At 59.9% G+C, this 23,096-nt stretch carries 21 protein-coding genes, 1 tRNA gene and 1 pseudogene; 9 read left to right on the top strand and 14 right to left on the bottom strand.

Annotated features, from left to right (window positions below; translation table 11 throughout):
• The first annotated feature begins 7 nt into the window (after positions 1-7).
• The 4 genes from BMX68_RS26670 (at position 8) to BMX68_RS19335 (ending at position 1,737) form a co-directional block, all read left to right on the top strand.
• Positions 8-115, top strand: coding sequence for a phage tail assembly chaperone (locus tag BMX68_RS26670; RefSeq protein WP_369678877.1), 108 nt, complete (start codon positions 8-10; stop codon positions 113-115).
• Between the two features lie 44 nt (positions 116-159).
• Positions 160-693 carry a glycoside hydrolase family 19 protein gene (locus BMX68_RS19345; protein WP_074862511.1) on the top strand — a complete coding sequence of 178 codons (534 nt, stop codon included), beginning with the start codon at positions 160-162 and terminating at the stop codon, positions 691-693.
• The gene (locus BMX68_RS19340; RefSeq protein ID WP_074862510.1) at positions 690-1,202 is read left to right on the top strand and encodes a DUF2514 family protein; all 513 of its coding nucleotides are present in this window, start codon (positions 690-692) and stop codon (positions 1,200-1,202) included. Before BMX68_RS19345 ends, BMX68_RS19340 begins: the two co-directional genes overlap by 4 nt.
• A 458-nt stretch (positions 1,203-1,660) precedes the next feature.
• Positions 1,661-1,737: transfer RNA gene (locus tag BMX68_RS19335), tRNA-Val, on the top strand.
• 170 nt (positions 1,738-1,907) lie between these two features.
• On the opposite strand, the gene BMX68_RS19330 is transcribed toward BMX68_RS19335, so the two are convergent.
• The 3 genes from BMX68_RS19330 to BMX68_RS19320 all read right to left on the bottom strand — a co-directional run bounded on the left by BMX68_RS19330 (position 1,908) and on the right by BMX68_RS19320 (position 7,324).
• A complete protein-coding gene (locus tag BMX68_RS19330; protein ID WP_017134367.1) occupies positions 1,908-3,836 on the bottom strand; it encodes a DNA topoisomerase III in 1,929 nt (642 codons plus the stop codon).
• A gap of 286 nt (positions 3,837-4,122) precedes the next feature.
• Positions 4,123-4,473 carry a hypothetical protein gene (locus BMX68_RS19325; protein ID WP_026013467.1) on the bottom strand — a complete coding sequence of 117 codons (351 nt, stop codon included), beginning with the start codon at positions 4,471-4,473 and terminating at the stop codon, positions 4,123-4,125.
• 880 nt (positions 4,474-5,353) lie between these two features.
• Positions 5,354-7,324, bottom strand: a complete 1,971-nt coding sequence (locus BMX68_RS19320) for a hybrid sensor histidine kinase/response regulator (RefSeq protein ID WP_017134369.1) — start codon at positions 7,322-7,324, stop codon at positions 5,354-5,356.
• A 383-nt stretch (positions 7,325-7,707) separates the two neighbouring features.
• Here BMX68_RS19320 and BMX68_RS19315 point away from each other — a divergent pair, with 383 nt between their 5' ends.
• Positions 7,708-8,985 carry an NHL repeat-containing protein gene (locus tag BMX68_RS19315; protein ID WP_017134371.1) on the top strand — a complete coding sequence of 426 codons (1,278 nt, stop codon included), beginning with the start codon at positions 7,708-7,710 and terminating at the stop codon, positions 8,983-8,985.
• Positions 8,986-8,999: 14 nt separating this feature from the next.
• Here the strand turns inward: BMX68_RS19315 and BMX68_RS19310 are convergent, their stop codons facing one another.
• The 10 genes from BMX68_RS19310 to BMX68_RS25985 all read right to left on the bottom strand — a co-directional run bounded on the left by BMX68_RS19310 (position 9,000) and on the right by BMX68_RS25985 (position 20,309).
• Positions 9,000-9,770, bottom strand: a complete 771-nt coding sequence (locus BMX68_RS19310) for a 3-hydroxybutyrate dehydrogenase (protein ID WP_017134372.1) — start codon at positions 9,768-9,770, stop codon at positions 9,000-9,002.
• 10 nt (positions 9,771-9,780) lie between these two features.
• A complete protein-coding gene (locus BMX68_RS19305) occupies positions 9,781-11,172 on the bottom strand; it encodes a GntP family permease (RefSeq protein ID WP_017134373.1) in 1,392 nt (463 codons plus the stop codon).
• A gap of 273 nt (positions 11,173-11,445) precedes the next feature.
• Positions 11,446-12,861 (bottom strand): sigma-54 interaction domain-containing protein, encoded by a 1,416-nt coding sequence (locus tag BMX68_RS19300; RefSeq protein ID WP_017134374.1) that lies wholly within the window; start codon positions 12,859-12,861, stop codon positions 11,446-11,448.
• 11 nt (positions 12,862-12,872) lie between these two features.
• Positions 12,873-14,468: an ABC transporter ATP-binding protein gene (locus BMX68_RS19295; RefSeq protein ID WP_017134375.1), complete on the bottom strand. Its 1,596-nt coding sequence runs from the start codon at positions 14,466-14,468 to the stop codon at positions 12,873-12,875.
• Between the two features lie 13 nt (positions 14,469-14,481).
• Positions 14,482-15,504, bottom strand: coding sequence for an ABC transporter permease (locus BMX68_RS19290; RefSeq protein WP_017134376.1), 1,023 nt, complete (start codon positions 15,502-15,504; stop codon positions 14,482-14,484).
• The gene (locus BMX68_RS19285; protein ID WP_017134377.1) at positions 15,504-16,568 is read right to left on the bottom strand and encodes a microcin C ABC transporter permease YejB; all 1,065 of its coding nucleotides are present in this window, start codon (positions 16,566-16,568) and stop codon (positions 15,504-15,506) included. Before BMX68_RS19285 ends, BMX68_RS19290 begins: the two co-directional genes overlap by 1 nt.
• Positions 16,568-18,433, bottom strand: a complete 1,866-nt coding sequence (locus BMX68_RS19280; RefSeq protein ID WP_017134378.1) for an extracellular solute-binding protein — start codon at positions 18,431-18,433, stop codon at positions 16,568-16,570. The genes BMX68_RS19285 and BMX68_RS19280 overlap by 1 nt, the downstream gene beginning before the upstream one ends.
• Positions 18,434-18,623: 190 nt before the next feature.
• On the bottom strand, positions 18,624-18,905 hold the full coding sequence (locus BMX68_RS19275) for a peptidylprolyl isomerase (protein ID WP_017134379.1): 282 nt from the start codon (positions 18,903-18,905) through the stop codon (positions 18,624-18,626).
• Positions 18,906-19,017: 112 nt separating this feature from the next.
• Positions 19,018-20,109, bottom strand: coding sequence for a 3-deoxy-7-phosphoheptulonate synthase (locus BMX68_RS19270; protein ID WP_017134380.1), 1,092 nt, complete (start codon positions 20,107-20,109; stop codon positions 19,018-19,020).
• A 44-nt stretch (positions 20,110-20,153) separates the two neighbouring features.
• Positions 20,154-20,309: a hypothetical protein gene (locus tag BMX68_RS25985; RefSeq protein WP_167375431.1), complete on the bottom strand. Its 156-nt coding sequence runs from the start codon at positions 20,307-20,309 to the stop codon at positions 20,154-20,156.
• 450 nt (positions 20,310-20,759) lie between these two features.
• Between BMX68_RS25985 and BMX68_RS25645 the strand changes: the two genes are divergently transcribed.
• Both BMX68_RS25645 and BMX68_RS19265 read left to right on the top strand, forming a co-directional pair.
• A complete protein-coding gene (locus BMX68_RS25645; protein ID WP_017134381.1) occupies positions 20,760-21,023 on the top strand; it encodes a hypothetical protein in 264 nt (87 codons plus the stop codon).
• An 85-nt stretch (positions 21,024-21,108) separates the two neighbouring features.
• A pseudogene (locus BMX68_RS19265) lies at positions 21,109-21,570 on the top strand (GNAT family N-acetyltransferase).
• 65 nt (positions 21,571-21,635) lie between these two features.
• Here BMX68_RS19265 and BMX68_RS19260 read toward each other — a convergent pair.
• A complete protein-coding gene (locus BMX68_RS19260) occupies positions 21,636-21,857 on the bottom strand; it encodes a DNA-binding protein (RefSeq protein ID WP_017134384.1) in 222 nt (73 codons plus the stop codon).
• A gap of 81 nt (positions 21,858-21,938) precedes the next feature.
• Between BMX68_RS19260 and BMX68_RS19255 the strand changes: the two genes are divergently transcribed.
• Together BMX68_RS19255 and gacA are read left to right on the top strand one after the other, a co-directional pair.
• Positions 21,939-22,304: a helix-turn-helix domain-containing protein gene (locus BMX68_RS19255; RefSeq protein ID WP_039792967.1), complete on the top strand. Its 366-nt coding sequence runs from the start codon at positions 21,939-21,941 to the stop codon at positions 22,302-22,304.
• Positions 22,305-22,457: 153 nt separating this feature from the next.
• Positions 22,458-23,096: a response regulator transcription factor GacA gene (gene gacA / locus BMX68_RS19250; RefSeq protein WP_026013468.1), complete on the top strand. Its 639-nt coding sequence runs from the start codon at positions 22,458-22,460 to the stop codon at positions 23,094-23,096.

Here is a 23,096-nt window from a genome sequence, read left to right as displayed (position 1 = left end):
CCAACTGGTGTCGTGGGAGAAATATGTGATTTACCTCGGGCGAGTTACACAACAGCCTGGTTTTCCAGCTTCTATTGATTGGCCATCTCCACCAGATCCAGCCCCAATTCCCTGAAAGCAAATGGCCGCCGAGTGCGGTTTTTTAGTCTGGAGAAACGCATGCCGATCACAGAGCAGCAGCTGCTGCAGATACTCTCCAGCGCCGGCCCTAGAGCCGGCATTTTTTTGCCTGCACTAAACGCAGCGATGGATAAATACGGAATTGCTGGCCGACTTCGCGTAGCTGCATTCATTGCACAGGTCGGGCATGAGTCGGGCCAGTTGCGCTGGTTGCGCGAAATCTGGGGGCCGACCCCAGCGCAGGCTGGCTACGAGGGCCGAAAAGACCTTGGCAACACTCACCCGTGCGACGGCTCGAAATACCGTGGGCGCGGGCTGATTCAAATTACTGGACGTGCAAATTATGAGTCGTGCGGCAAAGCCCTGGGGCTGGACCTGATCGCCGCGCCGGAACTGCTGGAGCACCCTGGGCCTGCCTGTATGTCTGCCGGTTGGTTCTGGTCGGCTCGTGGGCTCAATGCCCTGGCCGACGCCGGCCAATTCACGAAGATAACGAGCAGGATCAACGGCGGGCAGAACGGCGCCGAGGATCGGCAGGCCTTGTATGAGAGAGCCCTGGGGGTGCTGGTATGACGCTTTTCTGGCGAGTAGCTCCGTACCTTGCCGCCCTGTTGATCGCCGGCCTCACCCTGTTCGGCGCTTACCGCTTCGGCGGCAGCGTTTCGGATTCGCAATGGCAGGCGCGCTGGAACGAGCGCGACACCGGAGACGCCTCGGCGAAGGCTGTCAACGAAGCCGCTCAGCGAGTACGCGAACAGGCATATCAGCAATCAATCAACAAGGCGATTCAGGATGGACAACAGATTATCGACAAAGCAAATGCTGATGCTGCTGCCGCTCGGGCTTCTGCTGACAGCCTGCGCGGGGCCGCAGACAAGCTTACCGCCCGACTCTCAGCCAGTAATGCCAGCGGCAATTCCTGCACTGCCGCCGCAAGCGCGGCAGCTACCCGCGCAGCCCTGGTGTTTGCCGACTTGTTCAAGCGCGCTGATGAAAGAGCGGGAGATCTGGCGGCAGATGCTGATCAGGCAAGAGGCAGGGGAGTGACCTGCGAGTCGGCGTATGACGGTCTTGCAAAATAGGGATTTTGTTCGTTCGGCAGGACGCCGGGGAAGGGTTCGCAATCAAAATGAAGCGCTAAGTCATTGATTTGCAAGGTTTGCGAAATCACTAAACGAAGTATAATTTGTGCTGCGCTTTATGAGGTTATGCGTTTAAAATCAATAGATTACGCTATATGGAAGCCATGCATGGGGTGCAAGGGGTCGAGTGTTCGAATCACTCCGTCCCGACCAATTAATTCAATGACTTAGCCCGATATTCACAGTATCGGGCTTTTTCATGTGCGTGACTTTTGTGTGTGTAAGTTGGCGTCGGATTTGACACAAGCAGTAACGACGTGCGTTAGAGCAAGGCTCAAGCGCTAAGTGCCCGGCTAAAACAGTCTCAAATGAACCGATGATTTTCCAAGTCTATTCATAGGCTTAGCAAAAAAACAGGTTGCCACCTCGCTGAAAATCCGTAGAATGCAGCCCACAGCAGGCACGTAGCTCAGTTGGTTAGAGCACCACCTTGACATGGTGGGGGTCGTTGGTTCGAGTCCAATCGCGCCTACCAAACAAAATCCGCTCTGCTGGGCGGTTAAACAGGGTCAATCGAGAGATTGGCCCTTTTTTGCGTCTAGTGCCTGATGGGGCTCTGCGCCTATCTAATCTGCATTTTGGGTGGGTTGCTCTGCGCTGCCCTTGAAATAAGGTTGGTTGTCGGTCCTTGGTCTTTCGAGGCCGTCAGGACTTCTTCGGAGGGCGGCTCCTTGTTGTCTTGGCGCCTACCGACTTGCGTTTTTTCTTCCACGGTGCCGGTGCCGTCATCCCGGTCGGTAGGGTGATTTGCAGCTTCAGCTCGACACAACGCCCCACCTGCTTGCTCATCCATGCCGCCTGTTTGGCGACAAATTCTTCCAGACTCATCTCGCTGCTCTGCACCATGTCCAACGCCTGTTCCCAGATCGCCGTGGTGCCGGGGTCGGCAATCGCCCGTGGTACCGCATCGATCAGGCTGAAGGCCGCCGAGGTCGCTGACAGGCTTTTCCCGTGCTTGACCAGGTAATGGCGATCCAGCAAGCCCTGGATAATTCCGGCGCGGGTCGCTTCGGTGCCGATGCCAGTGGTGTCCTTGAGCTTCTGCTTGAGGCGCGGGTCCTCCACGTATTTGGCGACGTTTTTCATCGCCTTGATCAGGTCACCTTCGGTGAAGGGCTTCGGTGGCTGGGTCCAAAGGTCCTTGAGGTCGACCCGGTTCACCGCGCATTCGCAGCCTTCACGCAATGCTGGCAGGGCCTGTGGTTCGGCGGGCTCGCGTCCCTTGGTCGGCGCCAGCGCTTCAGGCAACGCCCGTTTCCAGCCAGGCTCGACAATCTGCTTGCCCACCGCTCGCAGCGCCTGTGCGGCACAGTCGAAATCAGCCTGGGTCCGGTCGTATTCATGGTTGGGTAGGAATTGTGCCAGGTAACGGGCACGAATCAGCGTATAGACCGCCCGTGGCTTGCCTTGCAGACGGTCAAGGCTGGCACCGCTGCCTGTCGGGATAATACCGTGGTGGGCGGTGATCCTGGCATCGTTCCAGGCCCGCGAGCGACGCGTCGGGTCAAGATAGGGCGCCAGCTTGCCCAGGCTCGGATCAGACCGCTCCAGTGCCGCCAATACCCGCCCGCAATCACCATGCTGGCTCAGTGGCAGAAAACCACAATCGCTGCGTGGGTAGGTGATGACCTTGTGGGTTTCGTACAGCGCCTGGGCAATATCCAGTGTCTCTTGGGCGCCCAGTCCCAGTCGTTTCGAACACACTTCCTGCAGGGTGCCGAGATCGAAGGGCAGGGGGGCCGGCTCGCGAATCCGCTCGGTCTTGAGTTTCATCACCGTGGCGTCGCTGGCCCTGCCCATGGCATGTGCCGCCTGTTGCGCCAGGGCTTGGTTCAGACAACGGTCCTGGTCATCACAGGCATCCTGAGGAGCGCGCCATTGGGCGACAAAGGATTGGCCCTCATGCAGCAGGTGCACGTCGATCGCCCAATAGGCCACCGGTACGAAGTCGGCGATGCTGCGGTCACGGTCCACCACCAGGCGCAAGGTTGGCGTCTGCACCCGACCGACCGGCAACACACCCTGATAGCCAGACTGGCGCCCAAGTAGAGTGAACAGGCGACTCATGTTCATCCCGATCAACCAGTCGGCGCGCGAGCGGCCCAGAGCTGAGTGATAGAGCGTGAAGGTTTCACTCCCTGGCTTGAGGGTCGCCAGCGCCTTGCGGATGGAGGCATCGTCCAGCGCCGATAGCCACAGGCGCTGGATCGGCCCGCGATAACGGCAATGCTCCACCAATTCCCGGGCGATCATTTCCCCTTCGCGGTCGGCGTCGGTGGCGATCACCAACTCCCGTGCCTCACCCAGAAGGCGCTTGACGGCTTTGTACTGGCTGGCGGTCTTGGGTTTGACCTGCATCTTCCATTTTTCCGGGACGATGGGCAGATCGGCCAGTACCCAGCGTTTGTAGCGAGCATCGTAGGCATCCGGCGGAGCGGTTTCCAGCAGGTGGCCGATGCACCAGGTGACGGTGACATTCGGGCCTACCCAGCAACCGTCGCCACGGCGCGTGGCACCGAGCACGGCGGCAATGTCTTTGGCTTGGGAGGGCTTCTCACAGAGGAACAACCGCATAACCACCTTGTTTCATTCGGCGCCTGGAAAGGGCTACAGAATGCTCGGAGTTGAAGCTTCGGGCAATCGTTATCTGTATAAATATACAGTTAAATATTGACGCTTGGAACAGGAATACCCCGGATTGCTCGGCCAAGGTGAAAAATGTCATGGATCAAAGTGGCCTGCGAGAGGGAAGGTAAGTCGCTGGCTGAAACCGCGACGAGGCAACTGATTCAAGGCCTTGGCTTAAAAAAAACATAAAAAACCCGACAACGGGTGCCGGGTTTTTAGGAGGATTTGAGGGTTACTTACGACCGCCCAGTGCGCCGCCTGCCGCGCCACCCAGCCCGGCGCCAATCGCCGCACCAGTGCTGCCGCCGAGCTGATTGCCCAACAGCGAGCCGCCTGCCGCACCCAGGCCGCCACCGAGGGCTGCCTTGGTCTTCTTGCCTTTCTTGGCACTCACGGCACCACCGGCCGCACCGCCCAGGCCCGCACCGAGGGCTGCGCCGGTACTGCCGCCCATCTGCTGACCGACCACATTGCCCAAGACGCCACCCAAGCCTCCGCCAACCGCCGCCTGGGTACCGCCGGCAGCCACGGCGCCTTGGGCGAACAGGGCGCTGAGCGCCAGGACGGTAAGTGCTTTACGCATGTTGCGAACCTCGAAATAAATGGAGCTGTCATTGTCACCGGCCACGGGCAGCGACGCAAACGCTGTTGAGGGCCAGCGCGAGTTTATATTTTTTCTCTATCAGGGAACTTCCCTGTTTCGGGAAAGGCTGGAGCGTCATCGGATAATCTATCTGCGGAGCTGTTGAGTTGACTTTCTTTCTGACGGTTTCTCAGTCTTTCACCGTGGTCTTTTTATTTATTTCGTTTAGTCGGATGAGCTGATTAGGGCAAAGTAAGGGCGCTCGGCTGAATGAACCACTACAGCAGCTCTTGCTGCCGTGACTCGATTGATGTCCAGAAAAAACATGTGGTTATTGAATGAGTTAGAGTAAATTTTTGGTAAAATGATGTGGTAAATATCTTGTTACAAGTCGCCTCGATCAGTTAATATAGCCCCGCGTTCACCTACCACGGTTTATGCATTTTTAAGCCCCAAGCGTCCATCAGCCGCTTGGGCTTTTTTTTGCCTGGAGTTTGTTCTTGCAGGTGTCGGACAGGCTCTTGCGAGCCATGGTATATCCGGTATTTCATATCGATCCTGAATAAGACCCTTCTGCGAAATTGAGACGACCAAGAATAGGCGCTGCTCTTGGGCCTGGGTGCCAAAGGTACGCGGTCCGTGTGCATTTTTATCCCACTACGGGCGTCGGCGTCAGGCTAGTGGCCTGTACGGTTAGTTCGTTAGCTCAAGTTCGGATGCCATGAGTTCATGGCTAAGGCGCTGTGACGAGTCATAGCCGGGCTATGGCGAGGAACAGCAACGCAAGCCAGGGATTTATGGCATCCGAAATTGACTAATAGAACTAACCACACAGGCCACTAGGTGCCCACATGGCGGCGTGGTGATCCGTGGCGGCTGATCAGAGGTTGTTGATCAGTTCTCGCACGCGGTTGGCTAGGTCGTCGAGGGTAAATGGTTTGGCCATCACCTGCATGCCGGGCGGCAGGCCGCTGTCGCAGATCACCGAATTCTCGGCATAGCCGGTGACGAACAACACCTTGAGCCCCGGCCGTGTGCGTCGGGCCAGCTCTGCGAGCTGGCGGCCATTCATGCCACCGGGCAGACCGACGTCGCTGACCAGCAGGTCGATGCGGATCGGCGACTGCAGGATTTTCAATCCGGCCACTCCGTCGCTGGCTTCCAATACCTTGTAGCCACGTTCCTCCAGCAATTCGACTTCCAGCATCCGTACCTGAGCTTCATCGTCGACCACCAACACGGTCTCACCGGCCATGGCTTCTAAGGCGGGCAGTGGCGAGTGGCGTACACCCGGATCGTCGGGCTCGACAAAGTGACGCGGTAGGTAGAGGCGTACCTGCGTTCCGCTACCAGGGTGTGAGTTGATCCGTACCTGGCCGCCGGACTGCAGGGCAAAACGGTAGACCGTCGACAGCCCCAGGCCGGTGCCAGTGCCCTGGGGTTTAGTGGTGAAGAATGGGTCGAAGGCTTTACTCAGGACCTCTGCCGACATTCCACTACCGCTATCGGTGACACTCAGGCAGACGTAGCCCCCGGGCAGCAACTCCAGGGCTAAGGCCGCTGCCGAGGTGAGGTTGATATTCGTGGTTTCGATCACCAAACGGCCACCGTCGGGCATGGCTTCACGGGCGTTGACGCACAGATTGAGCAGCGAGTTTTCCAGCTGGTTTTGGTCCACCAGGGTGATCCACGGGCGATCGGACAGATTCGATTCCAGCCGTATCGACGGGCCGATAGTGCGTCGCAGCAGATCCTCCGTCTCATGCACCAATTGGTTGATGTCAGTGGCCCGGGAGTCCAGGGTCTGGCGTCGGGAAAAGGCCAGCAGCCGATGGGTCAGGGCCGTGGCCCGACGCGCAGCGGTCAGCGCGGCACTGATATAGCATTCGAGGTTGTTTACCCGGTGCTGGCAGATCCGGATCTGGAGCATTTCCAGATTACCGCTGATACCGGTCAGCAGATTGTTGAAGTCATGGGCCAAGCCGCCGGTAAGTTGTCCCACAGCTTCCATCTTCTGGCTCTGGCGCAATTGTGCCTCGGCCTTGGCCAGGGCCTGTTCTTTGTCGAGGGTGCAATCGCGGCCCACGGCATTGATGACCTGGTCGGAAGGGCTGGAAGACCAGTTGATCCAGCGATAACCGCCATTTTTACAGCGATAACGGTTTTCGAAACGCAGAAAGCTATGTCCCGAGGCAGATTGGCGAACACCTTCGAGGGTATGCTCCAGGTCATCGGGATGGATCAGATCGTACAGCGAGCTGCCGAGCAAGTCCGTTTCGATCCAGCCCAGGGTGTCGGTCCACGCAGGGTTGATGGCAATGATTTGGCCCTCGAAGCTGCAGCGCAGCATGATGTCGGAAGATAGCATCCAGAGCTGGTTGCGATCATCGGTACGGGAGGCGACCTCCTGTTCCAGCGAAGCGTTCAGTTGCTTGAGCGCGGTTTCCACCTGGCGTCGTTCAGTAATGTCGTTGAAGAACACCGCGACCTTGTGCTCGCCAATGTTACCGATGCGGACCGCATGCACGGCGTACCAGCGTTCCGGTTCCTGGGTATGGTGTTCAAAACGCCGCGGCACTCCGGTTACGGCGACTTCGCCGTAGATGTCCAACCCGTGCTGCTCGTGGGTGGGGAGCAGGTCGCGTACCCAGCGGCCCCGGCCACCGATCAGCCCGGTCTTGCGCTCGAACGCGGGATTCATGTCGATAAGGCGGTAGTCCACCGCTTTGCCCGCGGCGTCGAACTTTACTTCGATGGTGCAGAAACCCGTATCGACCGCCTCGAACATGGTTCGATAATGCGCTTCTCGTTCGACCAGTTGTTCGAACGCCCGGCTTCCGGAAACTTCCATGATGGTCCTATGCAGGAAATTGCTGATCCAATGGTATCAGGACATAGATTACTCAGGAGTATGGACCGTCGGGATGGAACAAGTGTTCGGCGTGTGTTGATTTCCACTCTGACCGGCGAAGAGCGGCGCGCGGTCTTGGCAAAGAGCTGTTCGATCAGCTCTTTGGCCATCGCGAGCTGGCGATAGGGGGGGATGGAGTCACCCCTCTGATCGTTCCAGAAGTAGGGAAAGGTACGGAAAGTCAGTGAAATGGCACGGTAAACCGCAAAACCTGTTATTTCTGACAGTTGTGTGGCGCCACCTCGATGGATTGAATAACGAGCAGGTCGCGCGGGCTGCTATGGTCTTAGGCGATGCCCCTTTTTATGGAGAGGAGTCCGCTGATGCTGCTCAAAGCGTTGCGACGGGCCAGTCCGGCGGGTGAGCTCGATCTTGAGTTCGGTTGCTCGGGTAAGGCGTTGGTACGGTTTCCCGGCAGTTTGTCGAGTCAGGCCAATGACGTGGTGTTCTGCGCCGACGGTAAGATTCTGGTAGTGGCCAAGGTGGACTTTATCAAAGGCGCGTGTTTTGGCCTAGCGCGCTTGCATAGCGATGGCTCGATGGATACCTCGTTCGGCGAGAGCGGCAGCCTGGCCGGCGGTTTCGAAACCGAGGGCGAATCGACCGGTATCAGCCTGTGTCCGTTACCCGACGGACGAATTCTGCTCTTTGGTCTGCACTATCTGGATGAGCGTCGGACTTTGCCAGCCGTGGCGCGGTTTTTCGCCGACGGCCGCCTTGATCCGCAGTTTGGCAATCAGGGCATCCAGGTGTTGCGCCTGCCCGGCAATCTGTCCGAGGGACCTCGCGACGGCTGGTTGCCGCCGGGTTTGCCGGGTGTCGAAAGTTGCTCCGGCAGTCTCCAGCCAGACGGTAAGATCCTGCTGAGCCTCAATCACAATTATGCCTGTGCCGATCATGTCGGCCTGTTGGTTCGACTAGAGCCGGACGGTGCTCTCGACCACAGTTTCAACGGCCATGGTTTCGTGGTGGTACGGCGCCAGCGGGTGAATACCTGGCTTAGCTGTGTGCAGGTTCAACCTGATGGCAAGATCCTGGCGGGTGGCTCGATTGATTTTCCTTCCAGCGGCCTGATTGTCCGCTACCTGGCCGATGGTCGACTGGATTCGGCGTTTGGTGACGAGGGGTACTTGTCCGTGCGGTTTGCCGGGGCCAGTTCGATGGTTACGCAACTGGCCCGTGGCGCCCAGGATCAAGTGTTGTGCGTGGGCAATCGTTTTGATCCGCTGGGCGGCGCGCTACAGGGCTTTACCGCCAATGGCTACGTCACTGGGCGTTTCAACAAAGGCGAGGCAGTGCTGTTGGAAATCGACGCCCCTGCCAGCCAATGGGCGGCAATCGCGGTGCAAGCCGATGGCACCATTCTCGCTGCCGGCTCGACAGTAGGGGGATTCGATTCGGACCTGGTGCTGGCACGTTATCTTCCGAATGGGCGACTTGACCGCGACTTCGCCGCCGGCCAAGGCTGGGCACGCACCCGTTTGGGCAAGAGCCTGGACACGGCCACGGCGATTGCCTTGCAGAGTGATCGGCGGATCCTGGTGGCCGGACACTCACTGCTCGGTACTTTCCGGGCAGTGGTGATGCGTTATCTGGGATGAGTGGACGGGCGCGACTATTGCGCCAGCCAACCACCGTCGATATTCCACGCCGCGCCGCGCACCTGGCTACCGGCCTCGCTGCACAGGAACAGTACCAGTTCACCCAGTTGCAGTGGCGTGACGAACTTCAGCGACGGTTGTTTCTCCGCCAGTAGATCATGTTGTGCCTGTTGTGGATCGACTCCGCCGGCCGCGCGATCGTCGATCTGCTTCTGCACCAGCGGCGTCAGCACCCAGCCCGGGCAGATGGCGTTGCAGGTGACATTGCTGGTGGCGGTTTCCAGGCCAATCACCTTGGTCAGGCCGATTACCCCGTGCTTGGCCGCGACATAGGCAGCCTTGCCCACGGAGCCGACCAGGCCGTGCGTCGAGGCAATATTGACGATTCGTCCCCAGCCGCGGGCACGCATGCCCGGCAACGCCAGGCGGGTGCTATGGAATACCGAAGACAAGTTGATCGCGATGATCGAGTCCCAGCGCTCCACCGGAAAGTCTTCCACCGCTGCCACATGCTGGACGCCGGCGTTGTTGACGAGGATATCGACCCCGGCGAACTCCCGTTCGGCGTAGGCGAGCATATCGGCGATCTGCGCCGGGTCGCTGACATCGGCCGGGTGATGGCCGACCCGGCCGCCGAACTGGCGCACTTGGGCAATCACCGCACTGGCATCGCCGAAGCCGTTGAGGACCACATCGGCTCCAGCCCTGGCCAGGCTCAGGGCAATGCCCAGGCCGATGCCGCTGGTGGAGCCGGTAACTAATGCGGTTTTTCCTTTGAGACTCATAGTCGATTCCTCAGACAATGCCGGTGGCGTAGAAGGTGGCGATCACCACGAACACCGCCAGGGTCTTGAGCAGTGTAATGCAGAAAATATCTTTGTAGGCTTCGCGGTGGGTCAGTCCGGTCACCGCCAGCAGAGTGATCACCGCACCGTTGTGGGGCAGGGTGTCCATGCCGCCGCTGGCCATGGCGGCTACCCGGTGCAGCACCTCCAGGGGAATATTGGCGGCATGGGCGGCGCTGATGAAACTGTCGGCCATGGCCGCCAGGGCGATGCTCATGCCGCCCGAGGCCGAACCGGTGATCCCGGCCAGCAGGGTCACGGTAATGGCTTCGTTGACCAGTGGATTAGGAATGCTCTTGAGCCAGTCGGCCAGCACCAGGAAGCCCGGCAGCGAAGCGATGACCGCGCCGAAACCGTATTCCGAGGCGGTGTTCATCGCCGCCAGCAGGGCACCGCCGACCGCGCTCTTGCTGCCTTCGGCCAGTTTGCCGTGAATGGCTCGGAAGCCGAATACCAGCACCATGATGATGCCCACCAACAGTGCCGCCTGGACCGCCCAGATGGCGGTGAGTTTGGCGATTTCGGTCTGCACCGGCGCGGCCATGCCCGGCAGGCTGAGACTGTGGGTCTTGCCGTACCAGAGGGGAATCCAGTGGGTGAACAGCAGGTTCATGATGCCTACCAACAGCAGCGGCGAGAGGGCGATCCAAGGGTTGGGTAGTTGAATATCCTCGGCTGTTTCCGGTTCGTTGTGCAGTTCGCTGCCGTAGCCTTCGCCTGCGCTTTGGGCCTTGTTACGCTGGCGTTGCAGAAACAGCATGCCGGCGCAGAATACGAACACTGTGCCGATCACTCCCAGCCAGGGCGCGGCCCAAGCGGTAGTATTGAAGAAGGTACTGGGGATGATGTTCTGGATCTGTGGCGTGCCGGGCAGGGCGTCCATGGTGAAGGAGAACGCACCGAGGGCGATGGTCGCCGGGATCAGGCGTTTGGGAATATTGCTCTGGCGGAACATCTCGGCGGCGAACGGATAGACCGCGAACACCACCACGAACAGCGAAACGCCACCGTAGGTCAGCAACGCGCAGACCAGTACGATCACTAACATTGCCTGGCGGGTGCCGAGCAGGCGGATGGCGGCGGCGACGATGGAGCGAGAGAACCCGGACAATTCAATCAGCTTGCCGAATACCGCGCCGAGCAAGAAGACCGGAAAGTAGAGCTTGATGAAACCGACCATTTTCTCCATGAACACCCCAGTGAAGGCAGGGGCCACGGCGGAGGGATCGGTTAGCAGGACAGCGCCGAGGGCAGCAATGGGAGCAAATAAGATGACGCTGTAGCCACGGTAAGCGGCCAGCATCAGCAGCGCCAGGGCCGCGAGGGCGATGATCACACTCATGGTGTGTCTCCAATTGTTATTTTTGCGGGTTAGGTCTGGATCTCCGGAAGCGTTAGCGAGTTTCGTGCCAAACGTCTAACTAATTGAAATATATTGAAATATATTGAAGCGTTATGGCTTTTTGAGTTTCTTTTTAGAATTTTTCTCTATCGCGAGACATCTGTACACAACTCATGGCACCCGAAACCCGCTTTAATGCGGCGAGACCGCCCGCAGCAGGAGGATTGGCCCGGCTTCAGGGCGCAGCGTCTCTATTTTAGAACATGTGTCTCTCTATTGAGACTCGGCGATACCCAAGGTGAGCATCTTCTTGTACAGGGTCGATCTGCCCAGGCCCAGCCTGTGTGCCGCTTCGCCGACCTTCCCGGCGCATTGGGCCAGGGTGGCTTCAATCAGTTGGCGGTCGAAACGTGCCCGGGCAGCGCTGAAGGTTTCATTGCCCTGGGGGGCCAGGGCTTGAACATGTGGGCGTTCCAGTGGGCTGAAGGTACCTATGGCGCCACGAATGTCGGCGACGTCCAGGGCCAGGGTATCGCTCAGCAATGCTGCGCGTTCCAGTACATTGCGCAGTTCGCGGATATTGCCCGGCCAGGCATGTTGCCCAAGTAGGTCGAGGGCCTCGGCAGTCAGTTCATGGTGGCTGCGCAGCTCCTCGAGAATCGCCTCACTCAGCGCCGGCAGATCGTCCAGGCGCTCGCGCAACGGCGGTACCTGGATCGGCAGGACATTCAGGCGGTAATACAGGTCGGCGCGGAACTTGCCACGCTTGATTGCCGTTTCCAGGTCGGTCGAGGTCGCGGCGATCACCCGAACGTCGCTGCGCAGTACTTCGTTGGAGCCCACCGGTTCGAACTCCTTTTCTTGCAACACCCGCAGCAACTTGCTCTGCAGGGGCAATGGCATATCGCCGATCTCGTCGAGGAACAGCGTGCCCCCCTGAGCGATCTGTAATTTACCGGGGCGCCCCTTGCGATCGGCACCGGTAAAGGCGCCAGGCACGGTGCCGAAGAACTCGGCTTCGAGTAGAGTTTCCGGAATCGCCGCGCTGTTGATACTGACAAAGGCCCGGTGCGCCCGTGGCGAGGCGCTGTGGATGGCATGGGCCAGCAACTCCTTGCCGGTACCGGTTTCCCCCCGCAGCAGGATCGGCGAATCGGTGCTGGCGCTGCGTCGGGCGCGGCGCTTGACTTCCAGGCTCGCGGCGCTGGTGCCGATAAAGTGGGTGAAATTGTATTTGGTTTGCCGCGCCCGCAGCAGTGAGCGGGTCGATGCCAGCTCGGCCTGCATGCTCTGGTAGCGCGTGAGCAGCGGCGACAAGCTGTGCAGTTCGCCGAACAGGGCAAAACCGATAGCGCCGATCACCGCGCCCGCGTCGTCGTGAATCGGCAGGCGCATCACCACCAGCGGTTCCTTGGGCATCTCTTGCAGGTCCAGCAAGATCGGTTGCCCAGTCTTCACTACTTCGCGCAACAGGCTGCCGGGGATTACGCTTTCGCAAGGCTGACCGATGGCTTGCCCGGCGCTGGCGAGGCCGAAGCGCTTGGCGTAGCGTTCGTTTATCCAGACGATCCGTGCGTCGCGATCGACGATCACCGTGCCTTCGCTGGACTGTTCGATGATCTCGAACAGTGAGCGAATCGCCAGCAGGCGGACCCGTTGGTAGTCCTGCAGACTTTCGCGGTCGTTCATGGGCGTTTCGCTCAAGGTTTACACGAAGTAGCGGAGGCTGGCAGGGTCGCCGCCAGCAGTTCCCGAGTGTAGGGGTGCCGGGGATCGTCGAAGACCTCGCAGGTGCTGCCGCGCTCGACCACCTGGCCGTCCTTGACCACGATCAGGTCGTGGGCCAGCGCCCGCATCACCGACAAGTCATGGCTGATGAACAAGTAGGTCAGGCCATGTTTTTCCTGGAGATCGCGCAACAGGGCGACCACCTGCTTCTGCACCGTGCGGTCGAGGGCCGAAGTCGGCTCGTCGAGCAGGATCAGCGCGGGTTTGAGCACCAGGGCGCGAGCGATAGCGATGCGCTGGCGTTGGCCGCCGGAAAATTCATGAGGGTAACGATGGCGGCTTTGCGGGTCGAGACCGACTTCCTGCAAGGCACGGATCACCTGGGCTTCGCACTCGGCGGCGGTGCTGGCACTGTGTACCTCGATGCCTTCGCTGATGATCTGCGCCACCGACAGGCGCGGGCTGAGACTGCCGAACGGATCCTGGAAAACCACCTGCATCTGCTTGCGCCAGGGGCGCAACTGTTTCTGGTTCAGGCCATCGAGGGCCTGGCCCTGGAAGCGGATGCCGCCCTGCGAGTCGAGCAGCCGCAGGATCGCCTGGCCCAGAGTGGACTTGCCTGAGCCGGACTCACCGACAATACCCAGGGTTTTGCCGCGTTGCACACTGAGGCTGATGCCATCCACGGCTTGCAGGTATTGCTTGCGGCGAAACAGCCCGCCGCCGATTTGGAAGCGCACGCGCAAGTCGTCGACCTCCAGCACGCTTTCATGCTCGTCCAGCGGCAATGCCACGCCGACCGGCTCGGCATCCAGTAGCAGGCGGCTGTAAGGGTGTCGTGGCTGGTTGAACAGAGTTTCGCAGTCGGCCTGTTCGACAATTTCCCCGTCCTTCATCACGCAGACCCGTTGGGCAATGCTGCGCACCAGGTTGAGGTCGTGGCTGATCAGCAGCAACGACATGCCCAGCCGCTGTTGCAGGGATTTGAGCAGCAACAGGATTTTGCGCTGCACGGTCACGTCGAGGGCGGTGGTCGGTTCGTCGGCGATCAATAGTTCCGGCTCGCAGGCCAGGGCCATGGCGATCATCACTCGCTGGCGCTGGCCGCCGGAGAGCTGATGGGGATAAGCCTTGAGCCGCTCGCGAGGTTTCTGGATACCCACCAGTTCCAGCAGTTCGAGAATTCGCGCCTGGGCAGCCTTGCCACCCAGGCCCTTGTGCAGCAGCAGGTTTTCGCCGATCTGTTTCTCGATGTTGTGCAGCGGGTTGAGGGAGGTCATCGGCTCCTGGAAGATCATGGCGATGCGGTCGCCGCGAATCTTGCGCAGGGTGGCGGTATCGGCGCCGAGCAATTGCTGGCCGCGATAAGACACGCTACCGCTGGATTGGCAGCCGGTGCGTGGCAGCAACTGCAGGATCGAGTGGGCTGTCACCGATTTGCCCGAGCCGGACTCGCCGACCAGCGCCAGGCATTCGCCAGCACGGATATCCAGACACAGCTCGCGCACCACCGGCTGGTCGCCGAAGGCAACGGTCAGTTGGCGGATTTCAATCAGGTTATCGGTCATCGCAGGGCCTGGTTCATGAGCGGGGGTCAAAGGCATCGCGCAACGCCTCGCCGATAAACACCAACAGGGAAAGGATCAACGCCAGGGTGAAAAAAGCGCTGAAGCCCAACCAAGGGGCTTGTAGGTTCTGTTTGCCCTGGCCAATCAGTTCGCCCAGCGAAGCGCTGCCGGCGGGCATGCCGAAACCGAGGAAGTCCAGGGCAGTGAGGGTCGAGATGGCGCCGGTGAGAATGAACGGTAGGTAGCTTAAGGTGGCGTTCATGGCGTTGGGCAGGATATGTCGCAGGATGATTTTGCGGTCGCTCAGGCCCAGGGCTCGAGCGGCCTTGACGTATTCCAGGTTACGTCCGCGCAGGAATTCGGCGCGCACCACATCGACCAGCGCCAACCAGGAAAACAGCGCCATGATGCCCAGCAGCCACCAGAAATTCGGCTCGACGAAGCCCGACAGGATGATCAGCAGGTACAGTACCGGCAACCCGGACCAGACTTCCAGCACACGTTGGCCGAACAGGTCGACCCAGCCGCCGTAGTAGCCCTGCAGCGCGCCGGCGGCGATACCAATCAGGGCGCTGATAGCCGTCAGGGCCAGGGCGAACAGAATCGATACCCGTGAGCCAAAGATCACTCGGGCTAGTACGTCGCGGGCCTGGTCGTCGGTGCCCAGCCAGTTCACCGTGGTCGGTGGGCTGGGGGCGGGCTTGTCGAGATCATAGTTAGGGGTGTCGGCACTGAACGGGATCGGTGGGAACAGCATCCAGCCGCCGTGCCGGGTAATCAACTGGCGCACGTAGTCGCTGCGGTAGTCGGCCTGGAACGGCAACTGGCCACCGAATTGCTGTTCGGTGTAGCGTTTGAACACCGGAAAATACAGCGAACCCTGGTAATTGACTACCAGCGGTTTGTCGTTGGCGATCAGTTCGCCGCCCAGGCTCAAGACGCACAGGGCGGCGAACAGCCACAGCGACCACCAGCCCCGGCGGTGGGCCTTGAATCGGTCGAAGCGGCGCTGGCTGATGGGGGAGAGTCTGAGCATCAGGCGTTCCTCGCGGCGAAGTCGATACGCGGGTCGACCAGGGTGTAGCACAGATCACCGAGCAGTTTTATCAGTAGGCCGAACAGGGTGAAGATGAACAACGAACCGAACACCACCGGATAGTCCCGTGACACGGCCGCTTCGTAGCTCATGCGACCGAGGCCGTCGAGAGAGAAGATCACTTCGATCAGCAAGGAGCCGGCGAAGAACACGCCGATAAAGGCCTGGGGAATCCCCGAAACCACCAACAGCATGGCATTGCGGAACACGTGGCCATAGAGCACACGCCGTTCGCTCAGGCCCTTGGCTCGGGCGGTGACGACGTACTGGCGGGTGATCTCGTTGAGGAATGAATTCTTGGTCAGGATGGTCAGGCTGGCGAAGCCGCCGATCACCAATGAGGTCACCGGCAGCACCAGGTGCCAGAAGTAATCGGCGATCTTGCTCAGGGTCGACAGCTGGTCGAAGTTGTCCGAGACCAGGCCGCGGACCGGAAACCAGTTCAGCGAAGTGCCGCCGGCGAAGGTCACGATCAGCAGCATGGCGAACAGAAAGGCCGGCATGGCATAGCCGAGGACAATGGCCGTGCTGCTCCAGATATCGAAGCGACTGCCATGGCGGATGGCCTTGCGGATGCCCAGGGGGATCGACACCAGATAGGTGATCAGCGTGGCCCAGAGGCCGAGGGAAATGGTCACTGGCATCTTTTCCAGGATCAGGTCGGTGACCTGGGCGCCGCGAAAGAAGCTCTTGCCGAAATCCAGATGGGCGTAGCTCTTGAGCATCAGCCAGAAACGTTGCGGCGCTGGCTTGTCGAAGCCGTACTGGCGTTCGATATCGGCAATCAGCCTCGGGTCGAGGCCACGACTGGCCCTGGACGAGCCGTGCAACGAGTCACCCCCGCCACCGATGGCGCCGCCGGTGCCGCCCAGCCCTTGTAGGCGGGCGATGGCTTGCTCCACCGGACCACCGGGGGCGGCCTGGACGATCACGAAGTTGACCAGCAGGATCATCAGCAACGTCGGAATGATCAGCAGCAAGCGCCGCAGGATATAGGCCAGCATCAATGGCTTCCTTCACTGTGGCTGCGCTTGATCAGCTCGGCGGTCATCTGCTCGTTGGTCAGCGGCGTCGGGCTCACTTCCCACCAGGTTTCGACGGCGGCGTCATTGCTGGCCTGCACGGGTGGAATGCCGAAGCGGTTCCACCAGACCGTCGAGATCCCCGGTGGGTAGTAGTTGGGAATCCAGTAGTAATTCCATTGCAGTACCCGGTCCAGGGCGTGGGCGTAGCTGAGCATCCGGGCCTGGGTATCGGACTTGATCAGGCCGCTGATCAGGCTGTCCACGGCAGGGTTGCGCAGGGCCATGAAGTTATTCGAACCAGGATCGTCGGCCGCCGATGAGCCGAAGAAGTTGTACAGCTCAATTCCCGGCGAAGTGCTGACTGGATAGCCACTGACGATCATGTCGTAGTCGCGGGCTTTGAGGCGGTTGACGTACTGCGAGGCGTCGATGCGGCGGATATTCATGCGGATGCCGATTTGGGCCAGGTTGCGCTTGTAGGGCAGGAGCAGGCGCTCCAAACCGTTCTGGGCATTGAGAAAGGTGAAACTCAACGGTTCGCCCTGGGCGTTGACCAACTGGTCGCCGTCGGGTTTCCAGCCGGCCTGCTCCAGCAGGGCCAGGGCCTGCAACTGTTTGTCCCGCAGGTTGCCGCTGGCGTCGGTCTTGGGGGCCTCGAAGACCTGGGTGAAGACTTCGTCGGGGATCTGTCCGCGCAACGGTTCGAGGATCGCCAGTTCCGCCTGATCGGGCAGTTCGTGGGCCGCCAGGGGCGTATTGGAAAAGAAGCTCTGCTGGCGCAAGTACATATTGCGCATCATCTGCCGATTACTCCACTCGAAGTCCCAGAGCATGGCCAGGGCCTGACGCACGCGACGATCCTGGAACAGCGGCTTTTGCAGGTTGAACACGTAACCCTGGGCCGGTTGCGGTGATTCTTGCGCCAGGTGGGCCTTTTGCAGGCGCCCGTCGCTCAAGGCCGGGCTGTCGTAGCCGATGGAGTAGGCGGTGGCGGAAAATTCGCGGTTGTAGTCGTAGGCACCGCCGCGCAGCACCTGGCGGGCCACATCGGTGTCGCCGAAGTATTCGATGCTGAAACGGTCAAAATTGTACAAACCGCGATTGACCGGCAGGTCCTTGCCCCACCAATCGGCGTTGCGGACAAAGGTGATGCTGCGGCCAGAGTCGATCTTGCCGACCCGATACGGGCCGCTGCCTAACGGTGCTTCGTAGCCGCCGCCATCGGCAAAGTCGCGGGTCTTCCACCAGTGCTGTGGAAGTACCGGCAGGGTTGCGATATCCAGTGGCAGCGAACGGTTCTCGGTGTTCTTGAAATCGAAGCGGACTTGGGTCGGCGATTCAACCTGGACATCCTTGATCCCTTCGAACTGCAGGCGATAGCTCAAGCTGCCTTCGCTCATCAGCAGGTTGAAGGTGTAGCGCACATCTTCGGCAGTGATCGGTGTGTTGTCGGCGAAGCGCGCCTTGGGGTTGAGGAAGAATCGCAGGGACAGGCCGTCATCGGAGCGCTGCATTTTTTCCGCGACCAGGCCATAGACGGTGTAGGGCTCGTCGAGGGAACGCACGGCCAGCGGTGAATAGATCCAGCCGTCGACCTGCGAAACGCCGATGCCTTTGTCGACATAGGGCAGCACGTGATCGAACTGGCCGATCTCGATGGCCGAGCGCTTCAGGCTGCCGCCTTTGGGGGCATTGGGGTTGGTGTAGTCGAAGTGGCTGAAATCGGCTGGGTACTTGGCCGGTTCGCCGTAGACCGTCAGTGCATGTTGCGCGGTGGCGGCGAAAGCCCGTGACCCCGCGAACAGGGTCAGGACGGTAAATGTCAGGGATAGAGCCAGTCGCATCATCAGCCTTGAAGACGGTTCGAAGTATCGGGGTGGTGTGGTGAGCGGGCTTGTCGGGGCGCCTGCTCGCCGCGCTCGACTGCCAAGCAGTCGTAAAATCGGTCACTTCGTTCTGTCTGATATACCGAAGTGATCGACGCCAGGAGAGCAAGCCTCCTCGCCACAGGAGGCTGCGTGGCAGGCCGCGGGATCAATCCTGGCGACTGGTGACTTCCAGCAGGTGATAGCCGAACTGAGTTTTGACCGGCCCTTGCACGGTGTTGATCGGAGCGCTGAAAACCACGGTGTCGAATTCCTTGACCATCTGGCCGGGACCGAAGGAGCCCAGGTCACCGCCTTGACGACTGGAAGGGCACGTCGAGTTCGCTTTGGCGATCTCTGCGAAATCGGCGCCGCCGTCGATTAGGGTCTTGAGTTCGTTGCACTTGGCTTCAGTGCTAACCAGGATGTGACGGGCAGTGGCTTTGGCCATGGGGAGATGCTCCTTTCAAGAAAGTGCTGAGATTACCGGATTCAAGCCGGTTTTTCCCGGCAAAAGTTCTGGGACATTCGGGGGGAAGTCAGTCGACCCACACTCCGAGGGGTCAGGCGACTACCGCCTTGGCCGCGGGCGGGTAGCGCAAGCGCTGGGCGGCGGCACGTAGCATCTGCTCGGTGGCCTTCCAACCCAGGCAGCCGTCGGTGATCGACACGCCGTATTTCAATGCACCGCTCAACGGCTGACAGCCTTCGAACAGATGGCTCTCCAGCATCATCCCGATCAACGAGCGGTCGCCCAGCAGGCGCTGTTCGAGTACATCGGCGAACACCGCCGGTTGGCGCAGCGGGTCCTTGCCGCTGTTGGCATGACTGCAGTCGACCATCATTCGCACTGCAATGGTTTGCTTCTCCAGGTCTGCCCGGGCTCGGGCAACGCTTTGGGCGTCGTAGTTCGGGCCGCGATGACCGCCGCGCAGCACCAGGTGAGTGTCGGGATTGCCACGGGTCTGGATGATCGCCGGATGGCCGTGGCTGTCGACGCCGAAGTGCCGGTGCGGATGCGCGGCGCAGCGCATGGCGTCAGCGGCGATGCCGACGCCGCCATCGGTGCCGTTCTTGAAACCCACGGGCATTGGCAGGCCACTGGTCATTTCCCGGTGGATCTGCGATTCGGTGGTGCGGGCACCGATTGCGACCCAGCTCAGGAGGTCATCGAAGTAGCTGGCGGCCATGGGCTGCAGCAGTTCGGTGGCAATCGGTAGGCCCATGCGCAGTATTTCGCGCATCAACTCGCGAGACAGCGCCAAGCCGCCCGCCATATCGTCGCTGCCGTCCAGGTGGGGGTCGTAGGCCAGGCCCTTCCAGCCGACGGTGGTGCGCGGTTTTTCGATATAGGCGCGCATCACCAGAAGCATCTGGTCGCTGACATCATTGGCCAGGTTGGCCAGATGGCCGGCGTATTCGAGGGCTGATTGCCGGTCGTGGATCGAGCAGGGGCCGACGATCACCAGGAGGCGCGGGTCGTCACCGTCGAGGATGGCGCGCACCGCCTGGCGGTGCTTGGCGACTTGTTCGCCCAGCAGCGCATTGAGCGGCAGATGTTGTTTGAGTTGCAGGGCACTGGGCAGGCGCTGGGTCAGCGACTCGTTGGCGGACGACAACGTGGACAGTGGCAGAGCCGGGAGTGACGCATTCATATTCGGGCTTCCTGGGCGGGCGGCGGGTCTTCCCGCGCGCGGCCCTACTGGGGTGTTCGACAATCAACAGCCGGATTGGCTACGAGTGTGTGCTTGCCACCTGTGCGTGACCGTTCGGAGGCGGCGAGCTGTCCCGAGCGGAGGTTGCTAAATCGCCAGGCGATGGTGGATTCGTAGCGGTAGTCGGTGGCGTCGTTCATGTCGGTATTCCTCGATTCAAAATATCTGGTTGAGCAATCTGTTGAAAAAACAGTGCGCTGAAAAAACAAAACCCCCGGTCGGGAGGCCGACCGGGGGTTGAGAGTTCTCTGGTAGGCGACCCTTGAGTAGTGGGCGCCGGTTGGGTATCAGGCGCGCCAGTGGCTAAACCAATACCCAAAATAAAAGCTTGTGGATGCACCGACACCGTTCATCCGGGCAGCCGCCGACGAACGCGAGGCGCTGACGGTGTGGCAAGGCGCGAAATGAACAGGGTGCATGGTCCGTCTCCGATGGAATGTCAGCGAGCTTACTCGAGGGGTAGGAACCTGTTCAATTAGAAATTTCTATAGGCCATATCGAGCAATCGCCATGACTTAAAATGCGCTAAAGGTGTATGACGCACCGGCCGGGTTATATCCAGCGTTTTCCCCGGAAAAGCGGGCGCCGCCTTGGCCATCGACGACGACGCTGTCACTCCGTCAGTCTGCGCTGACTTTTCCCACGCAAGGGACGTCCAGCATGCTGCGCAATCTGGCGCTAATCTGTATGCAGCCGGCCTGTTGATCGCCAGCGGCGGTTATGTACCGGATAGCACATTATTGGAAGGGTACGCTGGTGAACATGCCAGGGCAGTGCTGATGGCCAATCATGGCGGTGCTGTGGGTGGTTGGCAGTCGACCGGGCGCATTGTGATCTGGACGCAGCGCGGGTGATTGCCGCGATGGGGTTGGGAGGGATGTTGGTGATCGGGCGATGTACTGGCGGTCACTGGCGTGGCGAGGTGGTGGAGGTTGAGCGATGGTGAATCGGGACTGGCGTTTTCGACCGGCGACCGAAGCGGACCTGGCGTTTGCCCGGACGCTGACGCGTCGCAACATGCTGGCGTATTACCGTGAGTACGACTTGCTCTGGTAGGAAGAGGCCTTCGATGTGGCTTGGGCCGGGCGGCAGAACGCCTTGTTGTGCGAGGGTTCGCAGGTCTTGGGTTTTGTCAGTTTCAGCCGGGACCCGAGAGCTCTCTATATACGCGAGCTGCAACTGGTCGAGACGGCGCGCAGGCAAGGGCTGGGTAGCTGGTTGATTGCCCAGGCCCGTGATATCGCCTTCAGGGAAGGTCGCCCGGAAATGCGGCTGAGCGTCTTCAAGAGCAACCCTGCAAGGCAGCTCTATCAGCGCATGGGGCTGGAGATTGTCGGGGAGGATGAATGCTTCTTTCGCATGAGCGCTTCGGCTTTGAAAGTGAGCATAGGATCCGACTGATGGTATTTTCGGATTTAACCTACCCCTCGATGTTTTGAGGCGCATACTGACTTGAGCAGGCTGGCTTATTCACTGGCCTGACTGTCGGTTTCAAGGATGATTCCGTCTTTCATGCCCAGCAGGACCGCTACCTTATGGGCTTCCCCACGGCGTCCCTTTTTTCGCCCAGCGAGCACTTGATAGGTGGTTGCCGGGTCGACACCATGCTCGCGTGCAAACTCCTGAACCGATTTCCCTTGATGTTCCAGCCAAGCCTTGGCTTGTGCGGCGGTGCGAATACCGGGCATAGTTCAAAACCGTTCAATTTTGTTCAAATCGTGTTGAGTATACCATCCTTAGGGGTGCCTAGACTGGGATTTTACATTCAAATGAGTGGAATTGGTTCGCGGTTGCGACAAGAGAGGGAGCGACTCGGATTGTCGCAGAAGGCTTTTGGCGAAATCGGAGGCGTTGAGGCTAATGCTCAGGGTAAATATGAAAGTGGTGATCGGGCACCGAAGGCGGATTATTTGTCACGCGTGGCCGCACGCGGCGTCGATGTGCTGTATGTCCTGACCAACAACCGAACGCCCACGCTGGTGGACAACCTCAACTCTAACGAAGAGAAGGTTCTGGGCAGCTACCGCGCGCTGCGCAAGGAAGATCAGGAAGCGATTAGCCAGTTGACCGCGACCCTGGCGGAAGCCATCGCCGTCTATGGCACCAGGGGCAACAAGGGATCGGGTGGTTCCTGAGTCATTTGCGCATTGATCGCAAGCGTTTGCGACCCTGCGGGTGCTTACAGTGCGTTGACACGCTTTTATGTGACGCTTGTAGCTAGGTCTGGCCCACGGTTTTTTGCTAAGGTGCTCAATAACCTGATAAGACCATATTCGCGAGGTGTCTGCTTGATTAGGGTGCTAGTTGTCGATGACCATGATCTTGTGCGTACAGGCATTACTCGGATGCTCGCTGACATCGATGGCCTGCAGGTTGTAGGCCAGGCGGAGTCGGGAGAGGAAGCCCTGCTCAAAACGCGGGAACTCAAGCCTGATGTAGTGCTGATGGACGTCAAGATGCCGGGCATCGGAGGTCTTGAAGCCACACGTAAATTGCTGCGTAGCCATCCTGATATCAAGGTCGTGGCGGTTACTGTATGTGAAGAAGACCCGTTTCCGACGCGCCTGCTGCAAGCCGGTGCTGCGGGTTACCTGACCAAGGGGGCGGGATTGGCGGAAATGGTCCAGGCGATTCGTCTGGTGTTCGCTGGACAACGCTACATCAGTCCGCAAATCGCTCAGCAGTTGGCGCTCAAATCCTTTCAACCGGCCAGTGATTCGCCATTCGACGCCTTGTCCGAGCGAGAGATCCAGATTGCCTTGATGATTGTCGGTTGTCAGAAGGTGCAGATCATCTCCGACAAGTTGTGCCTGTCGCCGAAAACCGTGAATACCTACCGTTATCGGATTTTCGAGAAACTGTCGGTGAGCAGTGATGTTGAGTTGACACTCCTGGCGGTTCGCCATGGCATGATCGATGCCGGCTGA

The sequence above is a fragment of the Pseudomonas agarici genome (genome assembly GCF_900109755.1).
Taxonomy (GTDB): domain Bacteria; phylum Pseudomonadota; class Gammaproteobacteria; order Pseudomonadales; family Pseudomonadaceae; genus Aquipseudomonas; species Aquipseudomonas agarici.
Note: the sequence above shows the minus strand (reverse complement) of the source record. Positions and strands in the feature narration are given on the sequence as shown.

What these genes read in the sequence shown, in the direction of transcription:
- BMX68_RS19330 (WP_017134367.1), bottom strand. Translation starts at nt 3,836, where the DNA reads ATGCGGTTGTTCCTCTGTGAGAAGCCCTCCCAAGCCAAAGACATTGCC.
- BMX68_RS25985 (WP_167375431.1), bottom strand. Translation starts at nt 20,309, where the DNA reads ATGAACGACGCCACCGACTACCGCTACGAATCCACCATCGCCTGGCGA.
- BMX68_RS19260 (WP_017134384.1), bottom strand. Translation starts at nt 21,857, where the DNA reads ATGCCCGGTATTCGCACCGCCGCACAAGCCAAGGCTTGGCTGGAACAT.
- BMX68_RS19315 (WP_017134371.1), top strand. Translation starts at nt 7,708, where the DNA reads ATGCTGCTCAAAGCGTTGCGACGGGCCAGTCCGGCGGGTGAGCTCGAT.
- BMX68_RS19290 (WP_017134376.1), bottom strand. Translation starts at nt 15,504, where the DNA reads ATGCTCAGACTCTCCCCCATCAGCCAGCGCCGCTTCGACCGATTCAAG.
- BMX68_RS19270 (WP_017134380.1), bottom strand. Translation starts at nt 20,109, where the DNA reads ATGAATGCGTCACTCCCGGCTCTGCCACTGTCCACGTTGTCGTCCGCC.
- BMX68_RS19300 (WP_017134374.1), bottom strand. Translation starts at nt 12,861, where the DNA reads ATGAACGACCGCGAAAGTCTGCAGGACTACCAACGGGTCCGCCTGCTG.
- BMX68_RS19310 (WP_017134372.1), bottom strand. Translation starts at nt 9,770, where the DNA reads ATGAGTCTCAAAGGAAAAACCGCATTAGTTACCGGCTCCACCAGCGGC.
- BMX68_RS19295 (WP_017134375.1), bottom strand. Translation starts at nt 14,468, where the DNA reads ATGACCGATAACCTGATTGAAATCCGCCAACTGACCGTTGCCTTCGGC.
- BMX68_RS19345 (WP_074862511.1), top strand. Translation starts at nt 160, where the DNA reads ATGCCGATCACAGAGCAGCAGCTGCTGCAGATACTCTCCAGCGCCGGC.
- BMX68_RS19280 (WP_017134378.1), bottom strand. Translation starts at nt 18,433, where the DNA reads ATGCGACTGGCTCTATCCCTGACATTTACCGTCCTGACCCTGTTCGCG.
- BMX68_RS19255 (WP_039792967.1), top strand. Translation starts at nt 21,939, where the DNA reads ATGAGTGGAATTGGTTCGCGGTTGCGACAAGAGAGGGAGCGACTCGGA.
- BMX68_RS19320 (WP_017134369.1), bottom strand. Translation starts at nt 7,324, where the DNA reads ATGGAAGTTTCCGGAAGCCGGGCGTTCGAACAACTGGTCGAACGAGAA.
- BMX68_RS19325 (WP_026013467.1), bottom strand. Translation starts at nt 4,473, where the DNA reads ATGCGTAAAGCACTTACCGTCCTGGCGCTCAGCGCCCTGTTCGCCCAA.
- BMX68_RS19305 (WP_017134373.1), bottom strand. Translation starts at nt 11,172, where the DNA reads ATGAGTGTGATCATCGCCCTCGCGGCCCTGGCGCTGCTGATGCTGGCC.
- BMX68_RS19340 (WP_074862510.1), top strand. Translation starts at nt 690, where the DNA reads ATGACGCTTTTCTGGCGAGTAGCTCCGTACCTTGCCGCCCTGTTGATC.
- BMX68_RS19275 (WP_017134379.1), bottom strand. Translation starts at nt 18,905, where the DNA reads ATGGCCAAAGCCACTGCCCGTCACATCCTGGTTAGCACTGAAGCCAAG.
- BMX68_RS19285 (WP_017134377.1), bottom strand. Translation starts at nt 16,568, where the DNA reads ATGCTGGCCTATATCCTGCGGCGCTTGCTGCTGATCATTCCGACGTTG.